Here is a 19,485-nt window from a genome sequence, read left to right as displayed (position 1 = left end):
GTCGGGCCGCGTGTCCGATGATGGGCGCCACAACGAGCGGTGCCCGACAATGAAACGACCCGATTCCTGCTACACCTGCCGCTACTGGGAGGGGCACGGCGTGCGCCAGCGCGGCCCGAAGGGCACCTGCCGGCGCTTTCCCCCGGTGGTGACCCCGCGCGATCCCGAAGGCAAGTTCCCGATCACGCTGTCCACGGACTGGTGCGGCGAGTGGAAGCGAGACGGCGGCCAGCCGATCGGCGCCGAATCCGAACCGCGCACCATCTACGACGATTTCGAGGCTTGAGCGCCGCTCACTTCAGATGCAGCGGCAGGATTACCAACGGACGCGTGTTGGAGGCACCGAGCGCCAGCGCGTCGCTCTCGGTTGTGCGGTGCCAGTCCATGCTCAGCAGCAGCGCCGCCGCCATCAGCCCCACGGCGAACACGAGCGCCGCCGTGAACCAACCCCCGTGCTGGTCTAATCCGGAGTCGTCACGCACCGACATGGCGCCCTCCATGGCCGTGGGCCAAGCCGTTGACGCGCCTGCATCAACGTGGTTTCCGTGTCGTTAAGGATAATCCCGCCAGTGCGAAAGTGCATTCACCCAGTGGGCAGGGGGGCAGCGTTCTTTCGCCACACTCACCATCGACCGAGGAGATAACGAAAAAGGCCAGCTCCCAGGGGAACTGGCCTTTTCGCAATTGGCTCCGGCGGTAGGATTCGAACCTACGACCAACGGATTAACAGTCCGCTGCGCTACCGCTGCGCCACGCCGGATCAGTGTGTGGGCGGCTATATAGCGGAAGGTGCCCTGGCTGCCAAGGCTTTCCGCAAGATTTTTTAAGCCGGAAATCTTCAAAAGGATGGAGGCACGGGCGGGAATCGAACCCACGTACACGGATTTGCAGTCCGCTGCATCACCACTCTGCCACCGCGCCATCCGGTGCCCGTTCGGACGGTGCCGTCCGCGTCGGGAGCCACCGTATAGTCTCCTTCGACGGCGCGGTCAAGCCGGGCAAAACCGTTTTCCGCTTCGGTGCTGCGCCGGCCTCCCCTCGGCGTTGTGTTCGGTGCTGGTTGCGGATATATAGCGGCAGGCAGCAAGCCGGCCGCCCGGTTTGGCGCTGTCCCGTTTCAACCGCTGCGATTGCGACCGCCATGTCCGACTTTGCCGCCGCCCGTTTCCACATGGTCGAGTGCCAGATTCGTCCGAACAAGGTGACCGACCATCGTCTGGTCGATGCCCTGATGGACGTCCCGCGCGAGGTCTTCGTGCCGCAGGCGCTGCGCGGCGTGGCCTATGTGGACGGCGATCTCGCCGTTGCCCGCGGTCGTTATCTGCTGGAGCCGATGCTCTTCGCCCGCATGCTGCAGGAAGCCGGCGTGGACGAGACCGCCAAGGTCCTGGATATCGGCTGCGCCACCGGCTACTCCACCGCCGTGCTGGCCCGCATGGCCGACAGCGTCGTCGGCGTCGAATCCGACGCCGGACTGGCGGCGGCGGCCAAGGACGCGCTGCTCCAGGCCGGCGCCAACAACGCCACGGTGATCAACGCGCCGCTGGGCGAGGGGTACGCCGCGGGCGCGCCATACGACGTCATCATCTTCGAGGGCGCGGTGGCGGAGGTTCCGCAGGCGGTGTGCGAACAGCTGGTCGAAGGAGGCCGCCTGATCGCCACGGTGCTGGGCGACCGGGGCCTGGGCGAGGTCCGCCTCTACCAGCGGTACGGCCGAGCGCTGTCGAGCCGCGTGCTGTTCGAGGCTCAGCCGCACCTACTGCCGGGTTTCGAGCCGAAGCCCAAGTTCGAGTTCTGATCACCACGTGCCGGACGGGGGCGTTCGGTGTAGTGTGAAATCTGCGCTTCGGCCGGGGCGGGCTGGCCGTGTACGTTCGATGCTGGGGAGCGTTGGACCCAAAAGAAAGAAGGTCTAGAGACATGACCGATCTCAGCCGTATGGCTCCGCGGCGGCTGGCGACCCTGGTCGCCGGCGGCGTGTTCGCCCTCAGCGTTGGGGCTCTCGGCGGCGGGGGCGCCGCGGCGCAGACGCTGCAAGAGGCTCTGGCGCAGGCCTATTCGACCAACCCGACTCTCGCGTCGCAGCGCGCTGCGCTGCGCGCCGCCGACGAACGCGTGGCGCAGGCGCTGTCCGGCTACCGGCCGACGGTGCAGGGGTCGCTGAGCGTGAGCGGCACGCGCACCAACTCGGCCATCGAGAGCGCCGGCGGCAACCGCTCGACCACCTCCACCACGCCGAAGACGGCCGGCATCTCGGTGACCCAGCCGATCTATGACGCAACCGTCACCCCGAACGTCCGCCGCAGCGAGCGTTTGGTCGAGGCGCAGCGCGCCACCGTGGTGAACACCGAGCAGCAGGTCCTGCTGAACGCCGCCACGGCCTATCTGGACGTGGTGCAGAACCAGGCGGTGCTGACGCTCAACACCAACAACGAGCAGGTGCTGCGCCGCCAGTTGGAAGCCGCCCGCGACCGCTTCCGCGTCGGCGAGTACACGCGCACCGACGTCAGCCAATCCGAGTCGCGCCTCGCCTCCTCGATCGCCAACCGCATCTCGTCGGAAGGCACGCTGGCCGCCTCGCGCGCGGTGTACGAGCGCTTCATCGGCACCATGCCGGGCAAGAACCTGAAGGCGCCGAAGCCCACCTTCAAGCTGCCGTCGACGCTGGACGAGGTGGTGGAGATGGCACGCGCCAACCATCCGTCCGTGCTGGCCGCCGCCTTTACCGAAGCGGCTCAGCGCGACGCGGTGGACCAGCAGTTCGGCCGGCTGCTGCCCTCGGCCCGGCTGACCGCGCAGGGTTCGCGCTCCTATGACGTCGGAACCAGCAGCGGCCTGACGGTCAACCGCCAGGACACCGGTTCGATCCAGGCGCAGGTGGTCATCCCGCTGTACTCCGCCGGCCAGCCGGAAGCGCTGGTGCGCGAGGCCAAGGAGACGGCGAATCAGGCGCGCATCCAGATCGACGAGACGCGGCGCCAGATCGCCTCGGCGGCGATCAGCTCCTGGCAGGGACTGATGACGGCGCGCGCCAGCATCGATTCCTTCCAGACGCAGATCAAGGCGGCGCAGATCGCCCTGGAAGGCGTGCGGCAGGAAGCGCAGGTCGGCTCGCGCACCGTCCTCGACGTGCTGAACCAGGAGCAGGAGCTGCTGAACGGTCGCGTCAATCTGGTGCGGGCGCAGCGCGACGAAATGGTGCAAGCCTTCACGGTACTGAGCGCGATCGGCCAGTTGACGGCGCAGCAGCTTCGCCTGCCGGTTCAGTATTACGATCTGGAAGCGCACTACCGGGCCACCCGCGACAAGTGGATCGGCACCGGCGTCGCCGACTGATCGCGGTGATCCACGCAAGCGGCCCGCCACGGCGGGCCGTTTTTGTCTTGTGGCTTTTTACCCAATCCTGCCCTAGGGTTGGGCGAGCTTGACGTCCCGGGTTTTGCCACGATGAGCGATAAAGGCCAGCAAGAACCGTCGATGGAGGAAATCCTCGCCTCCATTCGTCGAATCATTTCCGAGGACGGCGAACCCGCAGGCAAGACCGAACAACCAGCCCCGCCCCCCGCCGCCGCGGCTCCGCCGCCGCCGCCGCCGCCGCCGCCGCCGCCGCCACCCCCTCCACCGATGGAGGAGGAGCCGGAGGACGACGTCCTCGAGCTGACGGAAGTGGCCGATCCGCATCCGATGCCGATGGAGGAGGAGGAAGACGACCCGTGGGGCGCTGAGGAACCGGTGTTCCCCGAGCCGCCGGCGGAGATGGACGAACCCCCGCCGCCTCCACCGCCGCCGCGCCGTCCGCCGCCCCCGCCGCCGATGCCCGACTTCGACGACGTGACGGAGATGCCGCCGCCGCGTCCGCGTCCGGCGCCGCCGCGCATGCCGGCGTTCGACCAGGACGGCCTGATCTCACGCCGCACCGCGGAGGACGCGTCGCAGCACTTCACGCATCTAGCGCGCGAGCTGGGCGACGATCTGTCCATCGGGCCGATGCCGGTCGGCATCCGCACCGTGGAGGAGGTCGTGCGCGAGCTGTTGAAGCCGCTGCTGAAGGAGTGGCTGGACGAGAACCTGCCCACCGTCGTCGAGCGGCTGGTTCAGCAGGAAATCGACCGTATGATCCGGCGATCCCAGAAGTTTTGATTTCAAGTCAACGCGTTAGCGGAAGTTTTCAGTGATGCTCGAGAAGACGTACAGCCCGGCCGAGGTCGAGGAGAAGCACTACCGTCAATGGGAGGAGTCCGGCGCCTTCGCCGCGAACACCCAGTCGAACGGCACGCCCTACACCATCATGATGCCGCCGCCGAACGTCACCGGCAGCCTGCACATGGGCCACGCGCTGACCTTCACCCTGCAGGACGTGCTGACCCGCTACCACCGCATGCGCGGCAGGGACGCGCTGTGGCAGCCGGGCACCGACCACGCGGGCATCGCCACCCAGATGGTGGTGGAGCGCAACCTCGCCGCCGAGGGCAAGACGCGCCACGACTTCGGCCGCGACAAGTTCATCGACAAGGTCTGGGAGTGGAAGGCCGAGTCGGGCGGCACCATCACCCGCCAGCTCCGCCGCCTGGGCGCCTCGCCGGACTGGGCGAAGGAGCGCTTCACCATGGACGAGGGCCTAAGCGCCGCCGTCCGCAAGGTGTTCGTCGAGCTGTACCGGCAGGGCCTGCTCTACAAGGACAAGCGCCTCGTCAACTGGGACCCGAAGCTGCACACCGCGATCTCCGACCTGGAGGTCGAGCAGCGCGAGATCAAGGGCAACCTCTGGCACTTCCGCTATCCGATCGAGGGCGAGCCGGGCCGCTTCATCGTGGTCGCCACCACGCGTCCGGAGACGATGCTGGGCGACACCGCGGTCGCCGTGCACCCGGAGGACGAGCGCTACAAGGACCTGATCGGCAAGAACGTCGTCCTGCCGCTGGTCGGCCGCCTGATCCCCATCGTCGGCGACGAGTATGCCGATCCGGAGACCGGCTCGGGCGCGGTGAAGATCACCCCGGCGCACGACTTCAACGACTTCGCGGTCGGCAAGCGGCACGGGCTGGAAGCCATCAACATCATGGACCGCGACGCGCGTCTCACCGACGCCGTGCCGGAGCCGTACCGCGGCCTCGACCGCTACGAGGCGCGCAAGAAGGTCGTCGCCGACCTGGAAGCGCTGGAGCTGCTGGAGAAGATCGAGCCGCACACCCACAAGGTGCCGCACGGTGATCGCTCCGGCGTCGCCATCGAGCCCTGGCTGACCGACCAGTGGTATGTCGACGCCGCGACGCTGGCTAAGCCGGCCATCGAGGCGGTGGAGACCGGCAAGACCGTGTTCGTGCCCAAGCAGTGGGAGAACACCTACTTCGAGTGGATGCGCAACATCCAGCCCTGGTGCGTCAGCCGCCAGATCTGGTGGGGCCACCAGATCCCGGCGTGGTACGGGCCGGACGGTGCGGTGTTCGTCGAGGAGAGCGAGGCCGCCGCCAGGGCCGCCGCCGAGACGCACTATGGCAAGCCGGTCGAGCTGACCCGCGACCCGGACGTGCTCGACACGTGGTTCTCCTCTGCGCTCTGGCCGTTCTCGACGCTCGGCTGGCCGGAGAAGACGCCGGAACTGGCGCGCTACTACCCCACCGACGTGCTGGTGACCGGCTTCGACATCATCTTCTTCTGGGTCGCCCGGATGATGATGATGGGCCTGCACTTCATGGGCGACGTGCCGTTCCGCACCGTCTACATCCATGCCCTGGTCCGCGACGAGAAGGGCCAGAAGATGTCGAAGTCCAAGGGGAACGTCATCGATCCCCTGGAGCTGATCGGCGAGTACGGCACCGACGCGCTGCGCTTCACGCTGTCGGCGATGGCGGCGCAGGGCCGCGACATCAAGCTGGCGGTGAACCGGGTCGAAGGCTACCGCAACTTCGCCACCAAGCTGTGGAACGCCGCGCGTTACTGCCAGATGAACGGCGCCGTGCCGGTGGCGGGCTACACGCCCACCGGCCTGACGCAGACGGTGAACCGCTGGATCGTCGGCGAGCTGGCGGAGACGTCGAACCGCGTTGCCGGCGCCATCGAGGCGTACAAGTTCAACGAAGCGGCGAACGCGCTCTACCAGTTCATCTGGGGCACCTTCTGCGACTGGTACCTGGAGTTCACCAAGCCGATCCTCAACGGTTCGGATGAGGCGGCCAAGGCCGAGACCCGCGCCACCACCGCCTGGGTGCTGGACGAGGTGCTGCACCTGCTGCACCCGATCATGCCCTACATCACCGAGGAGCTGTGGCAGCAACTCGGCGAGGGCCGCGCCAACCGCCTGATCTCCGCCGCATGGCCGGAGTATGGGCCGGAGATCGTCGATCCCGCGGCCCGCGCCGAAATGGACTGGGTGGTGCGGCTGATCTCCTCGGTGCGCTCCATGCGCTCGGAGATGAACGTGCCTCCGGCCGCGCAGATCGAGCTGAAACTGAAGGACGCCGGGGCGGTGAGCCTCAAGCGGCTCGCCACCCACCGCGACCTGATCCTGCGCATGGCGCGTCTGGCCTCCATCGAGCCGCTGGACGGCGCTGCGCCGAAGCAGTCGGTGCAGGCGGTGCTCGACGAGGCGACGCTGATCCTGCCGCTGGAGGGCATCGTCGACCTGGACAAGGAGCGCGCGCGCCTGTCCAAGGAGATCGAGAAGCTGGCCGGCGAGATCAAGAAGATCGACGCCAAACTTGGCAACGAGCAGTTCGTCGCCAAGGCGCCGGAAGAGGTCATCGAGGAACAGCGCGACCGCCGCGAGGCTGCCGACCAAGCCCGCGGCAAGCTGCAGAAGGCGCTGGAGATGCTGGGGTAACACCCTTGAAGCCCTCCCCCGGCGACGCTGGGGGAGGGACTGTTATTTCCTGTCGACGTCCTTATTTTGAAGCGGCGTCTCGGCAGGGGAGCCCCCGTGACCTTCATCCTCTCCAAAGTCCTCTGGGGCATCGTGCAGCCCGGCAACGCGCTGGCGCTGTTGCTGGCGTTCGGCGCGGCGCTGCTGTTCAGCCGGCGCGACTCCCGCCGCCGCGCCGGGCGGCGGATCGTGGCCGCCGCCGCGCTTGGTTTTTTCATCCTCACCACGCTGCCGGTCGGCACCTGGGTGATCCGGCCGCTGGAGGATCGATTCGCCAAGCCCGCGCTACCAAACCGCGTGGATGGTATCATTATCTTGGGTGGCGCGCTCAACCCGCCGCTGTCGGCCGAACGCAACGAGCCCTCGGTGAACGACGCGGCTGAGCGGGTGCTGGCCACGGCCGAGTTGGGGCTGCGCTATCCCGATGCGCGGATGGTCTTCACCGGCGGGTCCGGCTCGCTGTTCGGCGGCCGGTACCGGGAAGGGGAGGTGATGCGCGCGGCGCTCGACCAAGTCGGCTTCGACAGCGGGCGGGTGCTGTTCGAGAACGAGTCGCGCAACACCTGGGAAAACGCGCTGTTCAGCCGCGATCTGGTGGAGCCCAAGCCCGGCGAAACCTGGATCCTCGTCACGTCGGCGTGGCACATGCCGCGGTCGGTGGGAATCTTCCGACGCGTCGGCTGGGACGTGCTGCCCTATCCCGTCGACTACCGCAGCCGGCCGGGGATGAAGCCCTATGTGATTCTCGACCTCGACAGCAATCTGGACAAGCTGAGCTGGGCCGTGCGCGAGTGGATTGGACTCGTCGCCTACCGGCTGATGGACCGAACCGACGCGCTGTTCCCGGCGCCGGCACCACCTGCGCCAACGGGCGTGGCCGCGGTGCGACTTCCGTGAGGCATCGCCGCCCCGCCGCTTGGCGGCGCGTGGTAACTCGATTAGAGTGCGGCCACCAGATCTAGAGGGGTCGCGCGATGCGCCGTGGGCACATGCTGAGAGGAACGATGGCGCTCGCCGTGGCGCTGTCGCTCGCGGCGTGCGTGGCGCCCGAGCCCCCGGCCTCCGGGCTGCCGACGAGCGGCGTCTACCGGGTCGGCAAGCCCTACCAGGTCGCCGGCGTCTGGTACTATCCCTCCGAGGACTTCAAGTACGACGAGACCGGCATCGGCTCGGTGTACGGGGCGGACGCGCCGGGCAAGCCGACCGCCAACGGCGAGATCTACGACCCGAACGAGATGACGGCGGCGCACCCCACGCTGCCGCTGCCGAGTCTCGCGCGGGTGACCAACCTGGACACCGGCCGCTCGGTCGTCGTGCGCGTCAACGAACGCGGGCCGGCGACCAACAACCGCATCATCATGCTGTCGCGCCGCGCCGCCGGGCTGCTGGGCTTCGAACCGGCGGGCACCGCCAAGCTGCGCGTGCAGATCCTCGCCGAGGAGAGCCGGCAGATCGCCGCCGCGGCACGGGCCGGCACGCCGCCGCCCGTCCTCGCCGAAACCGACGGCACGGCGCCCAAGGCGGCGCCGCGCTCCAAGATCGAGGTGGCGAGCCTGCCCGGCGCCGGGCCGCTGGCGCCGCTGCCGCCCGGCCCGAAGGGGGAGGGACAGGTCGGCGCCGCCGAGATTCCGCCACCGACTACGGTGGCGGGGACGGTGGTCGAGCGCCGCTTCCTGCCGGCGCCGGCCTCGGTCGACCTGCCGGTCCGCGGCAGCAGCCGGATCTACGTCCAGGTCGGGTCCTACGGCAACGCGCAGAACCTTGCCCGCGCCCGCGCGCAGGTGAGCGCGCTCGGCCAGCCGGCTCAGGTCAGCGGGGCGATGCTGGGCAAGCAGTCGATGCAGCGCCTGCGCATCGGTCCGCTGGACAGCGTGGAGAGGGCGGACGCCGTGCTGGCCCAGGTGCTCCAGGCCGGCCTCACGGACGCCAAAATCATTGTGGATTGATCATCCCGTTCCGGGAAAATCTCAGAAGGTTGAGAGGGGAGTGCCTATGACCGCTGTCCGCATCCGCTTCGCCGCCATGCTGGCGGCCGCGCTGGTCGCGGCCGGCCTCGCGCCGACGGCGCGCGCCGCTACGATCGAGACGATCGGCAAGCAGGCCATCCTGGTCGACCTGTCGACCAACACGGTGCTGTTCGAGAAGAACGCGGACGAGCGCATGCCGCCCTCGTCCATGAGCAAGCTGATGACCCTCTACATGGTCTTCGAGGCGCTCAAGGAAGGCCGCCTGTCGTTCGACCACACGCTGCCGGTCAGCGAACGCGCGTGGCGCATGCAGGGCTCCAAGATGTTCGTGGAGCTGAACAACACCATCAAGGTGCTCGACCTCATCAAGGGCGTGATCATCCAGTCCGGCAACGACGCCTGCATCGTGCTGGCCGAAGGGCTGGCCGGCTCCGAGCAGGCCTTCGCCGAGAAGATGAACAAGCGTCTGAAGGAAATCGGGCTGAAGAGCACCAACCTGATCAACGCCACCGGCTGGCCCGATCCGAACCACTACATGACCGCCCGCGATCTCTCGATCCTGGCGGAGCATCTGATCCGCGACTTCCCCGAGTACTACTACCTGTTCTCGGAGAAGGAGTTCACCTACCACGGCATCAAGCAGGGCAACCGCAACCCGCTGCTGTACCGCAACAGCGCCGGCGTCGATGGCCTGAAGACCGGGCATACGGAGATCGCGGGCTACGGCCTCACCGCGTCGGGTGAGCGCGAGGGGCGGCGCCTGGTGCTGGTGATCAACGGCCTGCCGTCCATGCAGGCGCGCGCCGACGAAACCACCCGCCTGCTGGAATGGGGCTTCCGCGAGTTCAACGCGTACGCCCTGTTCAAGGCCGGCGACGCCATCGAGGAAGTGCCGGTCTGGCTGGGCGAGCAGAAGACGGTGCCGGTGACCGTGCCGAAGGACCTCAAGGTCACCATGGCGCGCGCCGATCGCGCGAACATGAAGGTGACGCTGGTCGCCAACCAGCCCGTCGCCGCTCCCGTCAAGAAGGGCGACACGGTCGGCAAGCTGGTGATCTCCGCCCCCGGCGCGCCCAGCAAGGAGGTGCCGGTGGTCGCCGCCAACGACGTGGAGAAGCTGGGCTTCGTCGGCCGTGCGTTCGCGGCGGCCAAGTACCTCGTGTTCGGCGCCGGCTCGTGACGCGCGGCCGGTTCGTCACGCTGGAAGGCGGGGAGGGGGCGGGCAAGTCCACCCAGCTCCGCCTGCTGGCGGATTCGCTGGCGTCCTGCGGCATCGACGTGGTGCTGACCCGCGAGCCCGGAGGCTCGCCGGGCGCCGAGGAGATCCGCCGCCTGCTGGTCTCCGGCGAGACCGGCCGCTGGGGCGGCATGACCGAGGCGCTGCTGCACACCGCCGCCCGCCGCGACCATCTTGAGCGCACGGTGTGGCCGGCGCTGGACTCCGGGCGCTGGGTGCTGTGCGACCGCTTCTTCGACAGCACCATGGCGTACCAGGGCTACGGCCTCGGGCTTGGGCGCGAGCCCATCGAGGCGCTGCAGCGCGTGGCGCTCGGCGATTTCCGTCCGGACCTGACTCTGATCCTGGACCTGCCCGTGGAGGCCGGTCTGGCGCGTGCCAATGCCCGGCGCGGCGGCGAGGACCGTTACGAGCGCATGGACCTGAGCTTCCACGCGCGCCTGCGCGGCGGCTTCCTCGACATCGCGGCGCGCGAGCCCGAGCGCTGCGCGGTGATCGACGCCGCCCACCCGGTGGAGACGGTGCAGGCCGCCATCCTGGACGTGGTGACGCGGCGGCTGACTCTGGGCACCTGAGTACCCACCTGTGGGCTCGGAGGTGAGCCCATGCGTGCAGCGATCCCGCTCGTCCTTGCCGTTCTTATCGCGAACCCGGCGTCCGCCGCGCCGCAGGACGCCTTCGGCGTCTGGCTGACCGCCAACCGCGAGGCTGCCATCGAGGTGCAGCCCTGCGGGGCCAAGGCCTGCGGCCGGTTGGTCTGGTACCTGGAGAAACGCTCCGGCCCCGACGCCGGACTCGACAGCAAGAACCCGTCGCCCGAGCAGCGCAGCCGCCGCCTGTGCGGCATCACCATGCTCGGGGGCTTCGCGCCGACGGCGACGGGCTGGGAGGGGGGCTGGGTCTACGATCCGGAGTCCGGCAACACCTACAGCGGCGCCATGGAGCCGGACAGTCCGGAGCAACTGCGCCTGCGCGGCTATGTCGGCATTCCCCTGTTCGGCCGCACCGAGGTGTGGACCCGCGCTCCGGCCAGCCAGCAGCGGTGCAAGTAGGGCGGGAGAGGGACTTGCGTCGCGCACCGCGATTACGCCACTGTGCCGACATGCTTGAAGGACCCGCCCCGTGAGCCGCGCCGCCAAAGCCGCCGAGCCCGTCGAGGTCGACGCGCTCGCCCCGCGCCGCAACCCGCACCTGACCGGTCACGCGGAGGCGGAGCGCACGCTGCTGGCCGCCTGGAACTCGGGGCGGCTGCCGCACGCCTGGCTGATCGGCGGGCCGCCAGGAATCGGCAAGGCGACTCTAGCCTTCCGCTTCGCGCGCTTCGTCCTGGCGCAGGGCGGGCAGGGTGGCGACGCCGGCCTGCTCGGCGCGCCCGCGCAGCCGGACTCGCTGCACCTCGACCCACAGCACCCGGTGTTCCGCCGCGTCTCCAGCGCCGGTCACGCCGACCTGCTGACGGTCGAGCGGCAGATGGACGAGAAGCGCGACCGTATGAAGCGTGACATCGCCGTGGACGACGTGCGCAAGATCGCGCCGTTCTTGCGCAAGACCTCGGCCGAGGAGGGGTGGCGCGTCGCCGTCATCGACGGCGCCGACCGCATGAACACGGCCGGCCTCAACGCCATCCTGAAGATCCTGGAGGAACCGCCGCCCGGCGCCCTGCTGCTGCTGGTTTCGGACAACCCCGGCGGGATGCTGCCGACCATCCGCTCGCGCTGCCGCAAGCTGGCGCTGAATCCGCTGGCCGAGGACGCAGTGGTCGGCCTGCTGGCGCAGCACCGGCCGGAGGTGGCGGAGGACGACCGATCCGCGCTGGCGCGCTTGGCCGAGGGGTCCATCGGGCGCGCCATCGCGCTGGCGGACGCCGGCGGGCTCGGTCTGTACCGCGAGCTGATTGGGCTGCTCGGCTCGCTGCCGAAGCTCGACATCCCCGCTGCGCACGCCTTCGGCGACAAGCTGACCCGCAAGCAGGATGACGGCCTGTACGAAACAGCCACCGACTTGCTGGTGTGGTGGCTGGCCCGCTTCGCCCGTGCCCTGGCACGCGGCGCTTGGCCGGCGGAGGTGGTGCCGGGCGAAGCCGCGTTGATGACCCGCTTGGCCCACGCCCGCAGCCTTGATCGCTGGGTGGAGGTGTGGGAAAAGATCGGGCGCCTTTTCGCGCGCGCGGAATCCGCAAATCTGGATCGCAAGCAGGTGGTGCTGAACGCCTTGTCCACCCTCGAGGCGGCGGCCACCTAACCAGTGCTGAGCACATTCGGGAGTGCACCGACCATGGCCGGGTCGAAGACCTATTACCTGACGACGCCGATCTACTATGTGAACGACGTGCCGCACATCGGGCACGCGTACACGACGCTGGCCTGCGACGTGCTCGCCCGCTTCAAGCGGCTGGACGGCTTCGACGTCAAGTTCCTCACCGGCACCGACGAGCACGGCCAGAAGGTCGAGAAGTCGGCGCAGGCCGCCGGCATCGCGCCGCAGGCCTTCACCGACCGGGTGTCGCAGAACTTCCGCGACCTTGTCGGGGTGATGAACTACTCCAACGACGACTTCATCCGCACGACCGAGCCGCGCCACGTCGCGTCGGTGCAGGCGCTGTGGAAGACGCTGCTGGACGCCGGCGAGATCTACCTCGGCAGCTACGCCGGCTGGTACTCGGTGCGCGACGAGGCGTTCTATGGCGAGGACGAGCTGACCACCACGCCCACCGGCAAGAAGATCGCCCCGACGGGCGCCGAGTGCGAGTGGGTGGAGGAGCCCAGCTACTTCTTCCGCCTGTCCGCGTGGCAGGACCGCCTGCTGGAGTTCTACGAAAAGAACCCCAACTTCATCCTGCCGCCCGGCAAGCGCAACGAGGTCGTCTCCTTCGTCAAGTCCGGCCTGAAGGACCTGTCGGTCAGCCGCACCACGTTCAAGTGGGGCATCCCGGTGCCCGGTGATGACGCGCACATCATGTACGTCTGGCTGGACGCGCTGACCAACTACATCACCGCCGTCGGCTATCCCGACACGGCCGGCGAATACGCCAAGTACTGGCCGGCCGACCTTCACATGGTCGGCAAGGACATCCTGCGCTTCCACGCCGTGTACTGGCCGGCCTTCCTCATGGCCGCCGGGCTGCAGCCGCCGAAGCGCGTCTTCGCGCACGGCTGGTGGACGATCGAGGGGCAGAAGATGTCCAAGTCGCTCGGCAACGTCATCGCGCCCGAGCAGTTGGTGACGACCTACGGCCTCGACCAGACGCGCTACTTCCTGCTGCGCGAGGTGCCGTTCGGCAACGACGGCGACTTCAGCCACGCCGCCATGGTGCAGCGGATCAACGGCAACCTCGCCAACGATTACGGCAACCTGGTCCAGCGCGTGCTGTCGATGATCAACAAGAACTGCGGCGCCCAGGTGCCACAGCCGGGCCCGTTCACCGAGGCCGACAACCGCCTTCTGGGTGCCGCGCACGCGCTGCTGCCGGTGGTGCGGACGGAGATCGACGTGCAGGCCTTCCATAAGGCCCTGGACGCCATCTGGGCCGTCATCGGCGACGCCAACCGCTACGTGGACGAGCAGGCGCCCTGGGCGCTGAAGAAGACCGACCCGCCGCGCATGGGCACGGTATTGTATGTGCTGGCCGAGACGATCCGCCACCTTGCCATCCTGACGCAGCCGGTGATGCCGGCGGCCTCGGCGAAGATCCTGGAGCAACTGGGGCAGGGGGAGGACGAGCGCGGCTTCGGCAACCTGGGCTCGGCCGGCGCGCTGAAGGGCGGCACGCCGCTGCCCGCGCCGCAGGGCGTGTTCCCGCGCTTCGTCGAGGAGCCGAAGGCCTGATGCTGGTCGATAGCCACTGTCACCTGGACTTCCCGGATTTCGCCGAGGAGCTGGACGCCGTCGTCGAGCGGGCGAGGGCGGCCGGGGTGGGGCGGATGGTCACCATCTGCACCTACCTGACCCGGTTCGAGCGCGTGCTGGCCGTCGCCGAACGCTTCCCGGACGTCTACTGCTCGCTCGGCGTCCATCCGCACCAGGCGCAGGAGGAGATGGCCGGCGTCTCGGTCGCGCGGCTGGTCGAGCTGGCCAAGCACCCCAAGGTGATCGGCATCGGCGAGACGGGCCTCGACTACTACTACGACATGAGCCCGCGCGACGTGCAGCAGGCGTGCTTCCGCCTGCACATCCGCGCGGCCATGAACACGGGACTGCCGTTGATCATCCACACCCGCGACGCCGACGACGACATCATGCGCATCGTCCGCGAGGAGGCTGCGGGGCAGCCGGTGAAGGGCTTGCTGCATTGCTTCAGCTCTGGCCGGCAAGTAGCTGAAGACGCTCTCGATTTCGGATTTTCCTTGTCGCTGTCCGGGATCGTCACGTTCAAGAAGTCCGACGATCTGCGCGCCATCGTCAAGGACGTGCCGCTCGACCGTATCCTGGTCGAGACCGACGCGCCCTACCTCGCCCCCATGCCCTACCGCGGCAAGCGGAACGAGCCGGCCTACGTTGCGCACACCGCCGCTGCGGTCGCCGCGGTCAAGGGCGTGGCGGCCGAGGAGATGGCGCGGATCACCACCGACAACTTCTTCCAGCTGTTCGATCGCGTTCCCCGGCCCGGTCCGGGGGGCGCCTGATGCGCGTCACCGTCCTCGGCTGCGGCGGCTCGTCGGGGGTGCCGGTCATCGGCAACCAGTGGGGGGACTGCGACCCGACCAACCCGAAGAACCGCCGGACACGCGCGTCGATCCTGGTGGAGCAGGGTGGGGCGGGCCTCCTGGTCGACACCTCGCCGGACCTCCGCCAGCAGCTCCTCGACGCCGAGGTGAAGCGCCTGGACGCTGTGCTGTGGACGCACAACCACGCCGACCACGCGCACGGCCTGGACGAGTTGCGCGAAATCTGCCGCCTCATGCAGGCGCCGTTGCCGGTCTTCGGCATGGCCAAGCATCTGGAGGACATCGCCCGGCGCTTCGACTACGCCTTCGTGCCGCTGAATCCGGGCGATCCGATCTACCGGCCGGTCCTGGTGCCGCACGCCATCGACGGGCCGTTCGAGGTGGCCGGGGTGCCGGTGGTGCCCTTCGTGCAGGATCACGGCTGGATGCCGACGCTGGGCTTCCGGTTCGGCCGCTTCGCTTATTCCACCGACGTGGTGCGGTTGGACGACGCGGCCTTCGCGGCGCTGGAGGGCGCCGAGGTCTGGATCGTGGACTGTGTACGGGTCGAGCCTCCGCACCCCGTGCACTCGCACCTCGCGCAGACGCTGGAATGGATCGAGCGCGTGAAGCCGAAGCGGGCCTACCTCACGCACATGAACCAGACCATGGACTATGAAGCCGTGCGGCGGATCCTGCCGCCGGGCGTCGAACCGGCGTACGACGGCTTGGTCATCGATCTCTGACGCTTATTCGTCGTCCATCACGTCTTCCGGCACCAGCACGGCCATGCGGCCGGCGATGAAGCGGTCTGCGGCGGCGCGGGCGGCCTGCTCGGCGGTCTTCGTGGGTAACTTGAAGTTTTCCTGATAAAGCTTTGATGTGGCGGCGATCGCGGAGGGCAGGGCAGCGGCGGCGGCCTTCTGCTGCGCCTCCGGCCAAACCTGATGGTCCTTCCAGCCGCGGAAGGCGGCGACCGCCTTGTCGCGCGCCTCGGCCGCCTTCTTCGCCTCGGGCGAGCGCGGCGCCTCCAGCAGCGTTCCCGGCGCCATCGAGGCTTGCAGGGTGTCGATGGCGAACTGCCGGTCGTAAGCGCTCCGGATGGTGAATTCCGGCCCCGGCCCGGTGGTCGGCTCCATCAGCGCAGCCAGCTTCTTCCATTCCGGCAGGTCGTAGATGGAGGGCACGTCGTGGCACAGCTCCGGCGTGTCGTCGCGGCTGCCGCCCCAGAACGGTCCGAACGCCTCGAAGGCGGACAGACCGTGCTTGGTGAACAGGAAGCATGGCGCATCCAGCTCGGTGGTGGACAGCGCGTGGCGCAGGAACAGCAGCACGCCCGTGGTGTCCGCCTTTGCGACGTCGCCGATTGTTCTCATTTCTTCAAGGAGTTCGCGGTCGTTCGTGAGATCGCGCTCGAGGATCTCGCGCGTCAGCCGGCCGATCTCCGCGTCCTTGTCGGGCACCGCCACCGTGCCGGTGTGGTACAGGTAGACCAGCCATGCCTTGGCCGCCGCACCGTCGTAGCGCTGCAGCGTGCCCGCGGCGGCCTTCGGATCCTTGGGGATGCCGGCAGCCACCGAGGCCAAGCGCTTCTGCGCCGCCTGGGACTGCGTCGCCACATCCTCGCTGCGCTTCTCGTAGAGCGCCGTGCAAGCCTTCGCCTTGGCCTTGTCGTCGCAGGTGCGGTCGCGCTCGGCCAGCCACGCCGACTGCGTCCGCTTGAGCGCGTCGTGGTCCGTGCGCGGCGTGTAGGCGACGAGCGTGCCGAACGCCTCGGCCAGCTGCTCGTCACGCGCCCGAAGGTCGGCGTTGCCGCACACCGTGCGCGCCACGGCGCTCGATGGCTTGCGGCAGTCGAGTCCCTGGGCGTGCACGGGCGCCGCCACGGCGCAGAGCGCGAGAACGAGGCCTGGGAACCAGGGGAGCGGTGAACGTGTCATGGAAGGAGGACCGCGCTTGCGGAGAGGGACGGCGGAGCTTAACCAACACCGGCCGCCACGGGAAGCGCGCACCGCCCTACTCACCCTTCACATTTATTTCCATAATATATCTTATACGATTTTTATTCGCATGTCGGGCGACGAGCTTTCACGCGACACGCCGGTCGGATAAGGTCGGTTCCCCGCCCGTTCCCCAGACCTGAAACCTCAGAGCTGACCATGGCCCGCAACATTGACCGCCTGCTCCACATCATGGCCCGCTTGCGCGACCCGCAGGGCGGCTGCCCCTGGGATCTCGAGCAGACCTACCGGACCATCGCGCCGCACACGATCGAGGAGGCCTACGAGGTCGCCGACGCCATCGAGAAAGGCGACATGACGGCGTTGCGCGAGGAACTGGGCGACCTGCTGTTCCAGGTCGTCTACTACAGCCAGTTCGCGCGCGAGGAAGGCCTGTTCGACTTCGAGGAAGTCGCCGGGGTGATCGCCGACAAGATGATCAGCCGCCACCCGCACGTCTTCGGCTCCGAGGAGATCCGCACGGCCGAACACCAGACCTCCCGCTGGGAAGAGCACAAGGCGGCCGAGCGCGCCGCCAAGGCCGCGGCGCAGGGGCAGGCCCCGCCCTCGGCGTTGGACGGGGTGATCGCCGGCCTCCCTGCCCTCACCCGCGCGCTGAAGCTGCAGAAGCGCGCGGCGCGCGTCGGCTTCGACTGGACCGACGCCCGCGACATCCTCGACAAGATCGAGGAGGAAGTCGGCGAACTGCGCGCGGAGATCGACGGCGGTGCCGCCCAGGAGCGCGTCGCCGACGAGCTGGGGGACCTGCTGTTCGCCCTGGTCAACCTCGCCCGCCGGCTGGAGGTCGATCCGGAAAGTGCGCTGCGCGGCACCAACGCCAAGTTCGAGCGCCGCTTCCATCGGATCGAGGACCTGCTCGGCCAGCAGGGCCGGAAGCCCGCCGACGCCACGCTCGACGAGATGGAGGCGTTTTGGCAGCAGGCCAAACGCGAGGAAGCGAAGTAGCGGTTCGCTATCATGGCCACCGCCCTTCTGATCTACGCGGGCGCCGCACTGGCGGAGATCGCCGGGTGCTTCGCGTTCTGGGCGTGGCTGCGGCTGGGTAAATCCGCGCTGTGGCTGCTGCCCGGCTTGGTCAGCCTGACGCTGTTCGCGTGGCTGCTCACGCGGGTGGACGCCGCCTTCGCCGGGCGCGCCTACGCGGCCTATGGCGGCGTCTACATCACCGCCTCGCTGGCGTGGCTGTGGGCGGTCGAAGGCAGCCGGCCCGACCGCTGGGATCTGGCCGGCGCGGCCGCCTGCCTGCTCGGCGCCGCGGTGATCCTGTTCGCCCCGCGCAGCACCTGACGCGCTCAGCCGTAGAGCGTGCCGTGCAACGCGGTCCAGCTGTCGCGGTCTGGGGCGATCATCACGCTGCCCTCCAGAACCGTGGGAGCGTAGGGACGGCCGTCCACCAGCGCTGCGTAACCGCCGGCCTCCGCGTGCAGCAGCATGCCGGCGGCGTGATCCCACGGCATCAGCTTGTGGTACACCGAGAAGTGGGCCACGCCGTCCAGCAGGCGCAGGTATTCGTGCGCGGCACAGGCGAGGCAGACGACCTCCTTCACGGCCGGCTTGCGCGCGTTCAGGCGAGCGGTGGTCACCTCGTCGGCGTAGCGGACGGACAGCGCGCCGACCATCTCCGCCACCGGCACCGGAGCCGCCACACGGAGCCGGCGGCCGTCCAGCCAAGCGCCCTGCCCCTTCGCGCCGACCGCGGTGCGGCCCGTGCACGGGTCGTGGATCCAGCCGGCCAGCGTCTTCCCACCCCGCACGTAGGCCACCATCACCGCGAAGGTCGGGTTGCCGCCGGCAAAGTTGATGGTGCCGTCGATGGGGTCGATGATCCACACCGGCTCATCGCCGAAGACCCGCTTCAGCACCGCCGGGTCGGCCGCCACCGCCTCCTCGCCCACCACGGTGCTGCCGGCCACGAGGTCGCGCAGGCGCGGGGAGAGCGCGCGTTCGGCGGCCTCGTCGGCAACGGTCACCAAGTCGGTCGGGCCGGTCTTCTGGCGGATGTCCTCCGTCGAGAGCTGGCGGAAATACGGAAGGATCTCGCTCTCCGCGACCTCCCGGATCAGGGCTGTGACGCGGTCGAGGTCGGGCAGCGGAGTGCGGGTCACGGTTTGGCCGGGGTCTTCTGTTTGGGATCGGATTTGCCGGTGGGCGGTTTCGGGGCAACAGGCTTTGGAGGAGCCAGTTCCATGGTGGCGCTGCCGTCCTGCGGCGGGCCGGGGAGCGTCACCTTGCCGTCCAGCCCCGCCTCCTTCATCGCCTTGACGAGCGCGTCGTAGGTGGCCTGATCGGCCGCGGGATTCGGCTCCGGCGGCGGGCCGACCAGCGGGCCGCCCACGGCGGGTTCGCGCGGCGCGTTGGGATCGGGCGGTGCAGGCGGTTCGGCCGCCTTGGCTTCCTTCTTCTCGGGCTCCGGCGGCGGCGCGGGAGGCGGCGGCGGGCGCCACTTCTTGAAGCACTCGACGAAGTCCTCGTCCTTGCACTGCTCGACCAGCAGCTCGCGTGGGTCAGGTCCGAGGACAATCGGAGCCGCAGACGCCAGCGGCATTTCCGGTGGCGCCTTGGGCAGCGGCGGTTCCGGCGAATCGTCCGCATCCTGGGCGAACGCCGGCACCGTGGTGAGCAGCAGGAGCAGGGCGAGGAGCACGCGCACGGGAGGAGTCACAAGCAAGAAGCGTCGGCGGCCATTATGGAACCGGCACGCCGCCGCCGCCACGGACAAATCCATGCCCCCTGCCCTTCTTCATCAACCGTCATGCCC

At 68.9% G+C, this 19,485-nt stretch carries 20 protein-coding genes and 2 tRNA genes; 16 read left to right on the top strand and 6 right to left on the bottom strand.

Going from position 1 to position 19,485, the window contains the following annotated elements; genetic code table 11:
* Positions 1–49: 49 nt before the first annotated feature.
* Complete coding sequence (locus tag ACRWK7_RS11795; protein WP_431856409.1) at positions 50–286, top strand: hypothetical protein; 237 nt, start codon at positions 50–52, stop codon at positions 284–286.
* 7 nt (positions 287–293) lie between these two features.
* Here the strand turns inward: ACRWK7_RS11795 and ACRWK7_RS11790 are convergent, their stop codons facing one another.
* The 3 genes from ACRWK7_RS11790 to ACRWK7_RS11780 all read right to left on the bottom strand — a co-directional run bounded on the left by ACRWK7_RS11790 (position 294) and on the right by ACRWK7_RS11780 (position 921).
* On the bottom strand, positions 294–488 hold the full coding sequence (locus tag ACRWK7_RS11790; protein WP_431856408.1) for a hypothetical protein: 195 nt from the start codon (positions 486–488) through the stop codon (positions 294–296).
* A 197-nt stretch (positions 489–685) separates the two neighbouring features.
* Positions 686–760, bottom strand: a tRNA-Asn gene (locus tag ACRWK7_RS11785).
* Positions 761–847: 87 nt separating this feature from the next.
* Positions 848–921 (bottom strand) — tRNA-Cys (locus ACRWK7_RS11780).
* A 220-nt stretch (positions 922–1,141) separates the two neighbouring features.
* On the opposite strand from ACRWK7_RS11780, the gene ACRWK7_RS11775 reads away from it, so the two are divergent.
* From ACRWK7_RS11775 to ACRWK7_RS11715, 13 genes are all read left to right on the top strand, one after another.
* Positions 1,142–1,798, top strand: coding sequence for a protein-L-isoaspartate O-methyltransferase family protein (locus ACRWK7_RS11775; RefSeq protein WP_431856407.1), 657 nt, complete (start codon positions 1,142–1,144; stop codon positions 1,796–1,798).
* A gap of 122 nt (positions 1,799–1,920) precedes the next feature.
* Positions 1,921–3,336, top strand: a complete 1,416-nt coding sequence (locus ACRWK7_RS11770; RefSeq protein WP_431856406.1) for a TolC family outer membrane protein — start codon at positions 1,921–1,923, stop codon at positions 3,334–3,336.
* Between the two features lie 141 nt (positions 3,337–3,477).
* Complete coding sequence (locus ACRWK7_RS11765; protein WP_431856404.1) at positions 3,478–4,140, top strand: DUF2497 domain-containing protein; 663 nt, start codon at positions 3,478–3,480, stop codon at positions 4,138–4,140.
* Positions 4,141–4,174: 34 nt separating this feature from the next.
* Entirely contained in the window at positions 4,175–6,820 is a 2,646-nt protein-coding gene (locus ACRWK7_RS11760; protein ID WP_431856403.1) for a valine--tRNA ligase, read from the top strand.
* Between the two features lie 96 nt (positions 6,821–6,916).
* On the top strand, positions 6,917–7,756 hold the full coding sequence (locus ACRWK7_RS11755; protein ID WP_431856402.1) for a YdcF family protein: 840 nt from the start codon (positions 6,917–6,919) through the stop codon (positions 7,754–7,756).
* 107 nt (positions 7,757–7,863) lie between these two features.
* Positions 7,864–8,805: a septal ring lytic transglycosylase RlpA family protein gene (locus ACRWK7_RS11750; RefSeq protein ID WP_431856401.1), complete on the top strand. Its 942-nt coding sequence runs from the start codon at positions 7,864–7,866 to the stop codon at positions 8,803–8,805.
* 46 nt (positions 8,806–8,851) lie between these two features.
* Positions 8,852–10,006: a D-alanyl-D-alanine carboxypeptidase family protein gene (locus tag ACRWK7_RS11745; protein ID WP_431856400.1), complete on the top strand. Its 1,155-nt coding sequence runs from the start codon at positions 8,852–8,854 to the stop codon at positions 10,004–10,006.
* A complete protein-coding gene (gene tmk, locus ACRWK7_RS11740) occupies positions 10,003–10,638 on the top strand; it encodes a dTMP kinase (protein ID WP_431856399.1) in 636 nt (211 codons plus the stop codon). The genes ACRWK7_RS11745 and tmk overlap by 4 nt, the downstream gene beginning before the upstream one ends.
* Before the next feature lie 30 nt (positions 10,639–10,668).
* Entirely contained in the window at positions 10,669–11,115 is a 447-nt protein-coding gene (locus tag ACRWK7_RS11735) for a DUF2147 domain-containing protein (protein WP_431856398.1), read from the top strand.
* 70 nt (positions 11,116–11,185) lie between these two features.
* On the top strand, positions 11,186–12,304 hold the full coding sequence (locus ACRWK7_RS11730; protein ID WP_431856397.1) for a DNA polymerase III subunit delta': 1,119 nt from the start codon (positions 11,186–11,188) through the stop codon (positions 12,302–12,304).
* Between the two features lie 33 nt (positions 12,305–12,337).
* Positions 12,338–13,888 (top strand): methionine--tRNA ligase, encoded by a 1,551-nt coding sequence (metG, locus tag ACRWK7_RS11725; RefSeq protein ID WP_431856396.1) that lies wholly within the window; start codon positions 12,338–12,340, stop codon positions 13,886–13,888.
* A complete protein-coding gene (locus ACRWK7_RS11720; protein ID WP_431856395.1) occupies positions 13,888–14,685 on the top strand; it encodes a TatD family hydrolase in 798 nt (265 codons plus the stop codon). The genes metG and ACRWK7_RS11720 overlap by 1 nt, the downstream gene beginning before the upstream one ends.
* A complete protein-coding gene (locus tag ACRWK7_RS11715) occupies positions 14,685–15,452 on the top strand; it encodes an MBL fold metallo-hydrolase (protein WP_431856394.1) in 768 nt (255 codons plus the stop codon). Before ACRWK7_RS11720 ends, ACRWK7_RS11715 begins: the two co-directional genes overlap by 1 nt.
* A 3-nt stretch (positions 15,453–15,455) precedes the next feature.
* On the opposite strand, the gene ACRWK7_RS11710 is transcribed toward ACRWK7_RS11715, so the two are convergent.
* Positions 15,456–16,580 (bottom strand): lysozyme inhibitor LprI family protein, encoded by a 1,125-nt coding sequence (locus ACRWK7_RS11710; RefSeq protein WP_431856393.1) that lies wholly within the window; start codon positions 16,578–16,580, stop codon positions 15,456–15,458.
* Positions 16,581–16,865: 285 nt separating this feature from the next.
* Between ACRWK7_RS11710 and mazG the strand changes: the two genes are divergently transcribed.
* Both mazG and ACRWK7_RS11700 read left to right on the top strand, forming a co-directional pair.
* Positions 16,866–17,672, top strand: coding sequence for a nucleoside triphosphate pyrophosphohydrolase (gene mazG / locus ACRWK7_RS11705; protein ID WP_431856392.1), 807 nt, complete (start codon positions 16,866–16,868; stop codon positions 17,670–17,672).
* 12 nt (positions 17,673–17,684) lie between these two features.
* A complete protein-coding gene (locus tag ACRWK7_RS11700) occupies positions 17,685–18,014 on the top strand; it encodes a YnfA family protein (RefSeq protein ID WP_431856391.1) in 330 nt (109 codons plus the stop codon).
* 5 nt (positions 18,015–18,019) lie between these two features.
* On the opposite strand, the gene ACRWK7_RS11695 is transcribed toward ACRWK7_RS11700, so the two are convergent.
* Together ACRWK7_RS11695 and ACRWK7_RS11690 are read right to left on the bottom strand one after the other, a co-directional pair.
* Positions 18,020–18,832, bottom strand: coding sequence for an inositol monophosphatase family protein (locus ACRWK7_RS11695; protein WP_431856390.1), 813 nt, complete (start codon positions 18,830–18,832; stop codon positions 18,020–18,022).
* The gene (locus ACRWK7_RS11690; protein ID WP_431856389.1) at positions 18,829–19,377 is read right to left on the bottom strand and encodes a hypothetical protein; all 549 of its coding nucleotides are present in this window, start codon (positions 19,375–19,377) and stop codon (positions 18,829–18,831) included. The genes ACRWK7_RS11695 and ACRWK7_RS11690 overlap by 4 nt, the downstream gene beginning before the upstream one ends.
* Positions 19,378–19,485 lie beyond the last annotated feature (108 nt).

It is taken from the genome of Azospirillum sp. (assembly GCF_050789165.1).
This window is presented reverse-complemented; position numbering and strand designations above follow the sequence as displayed.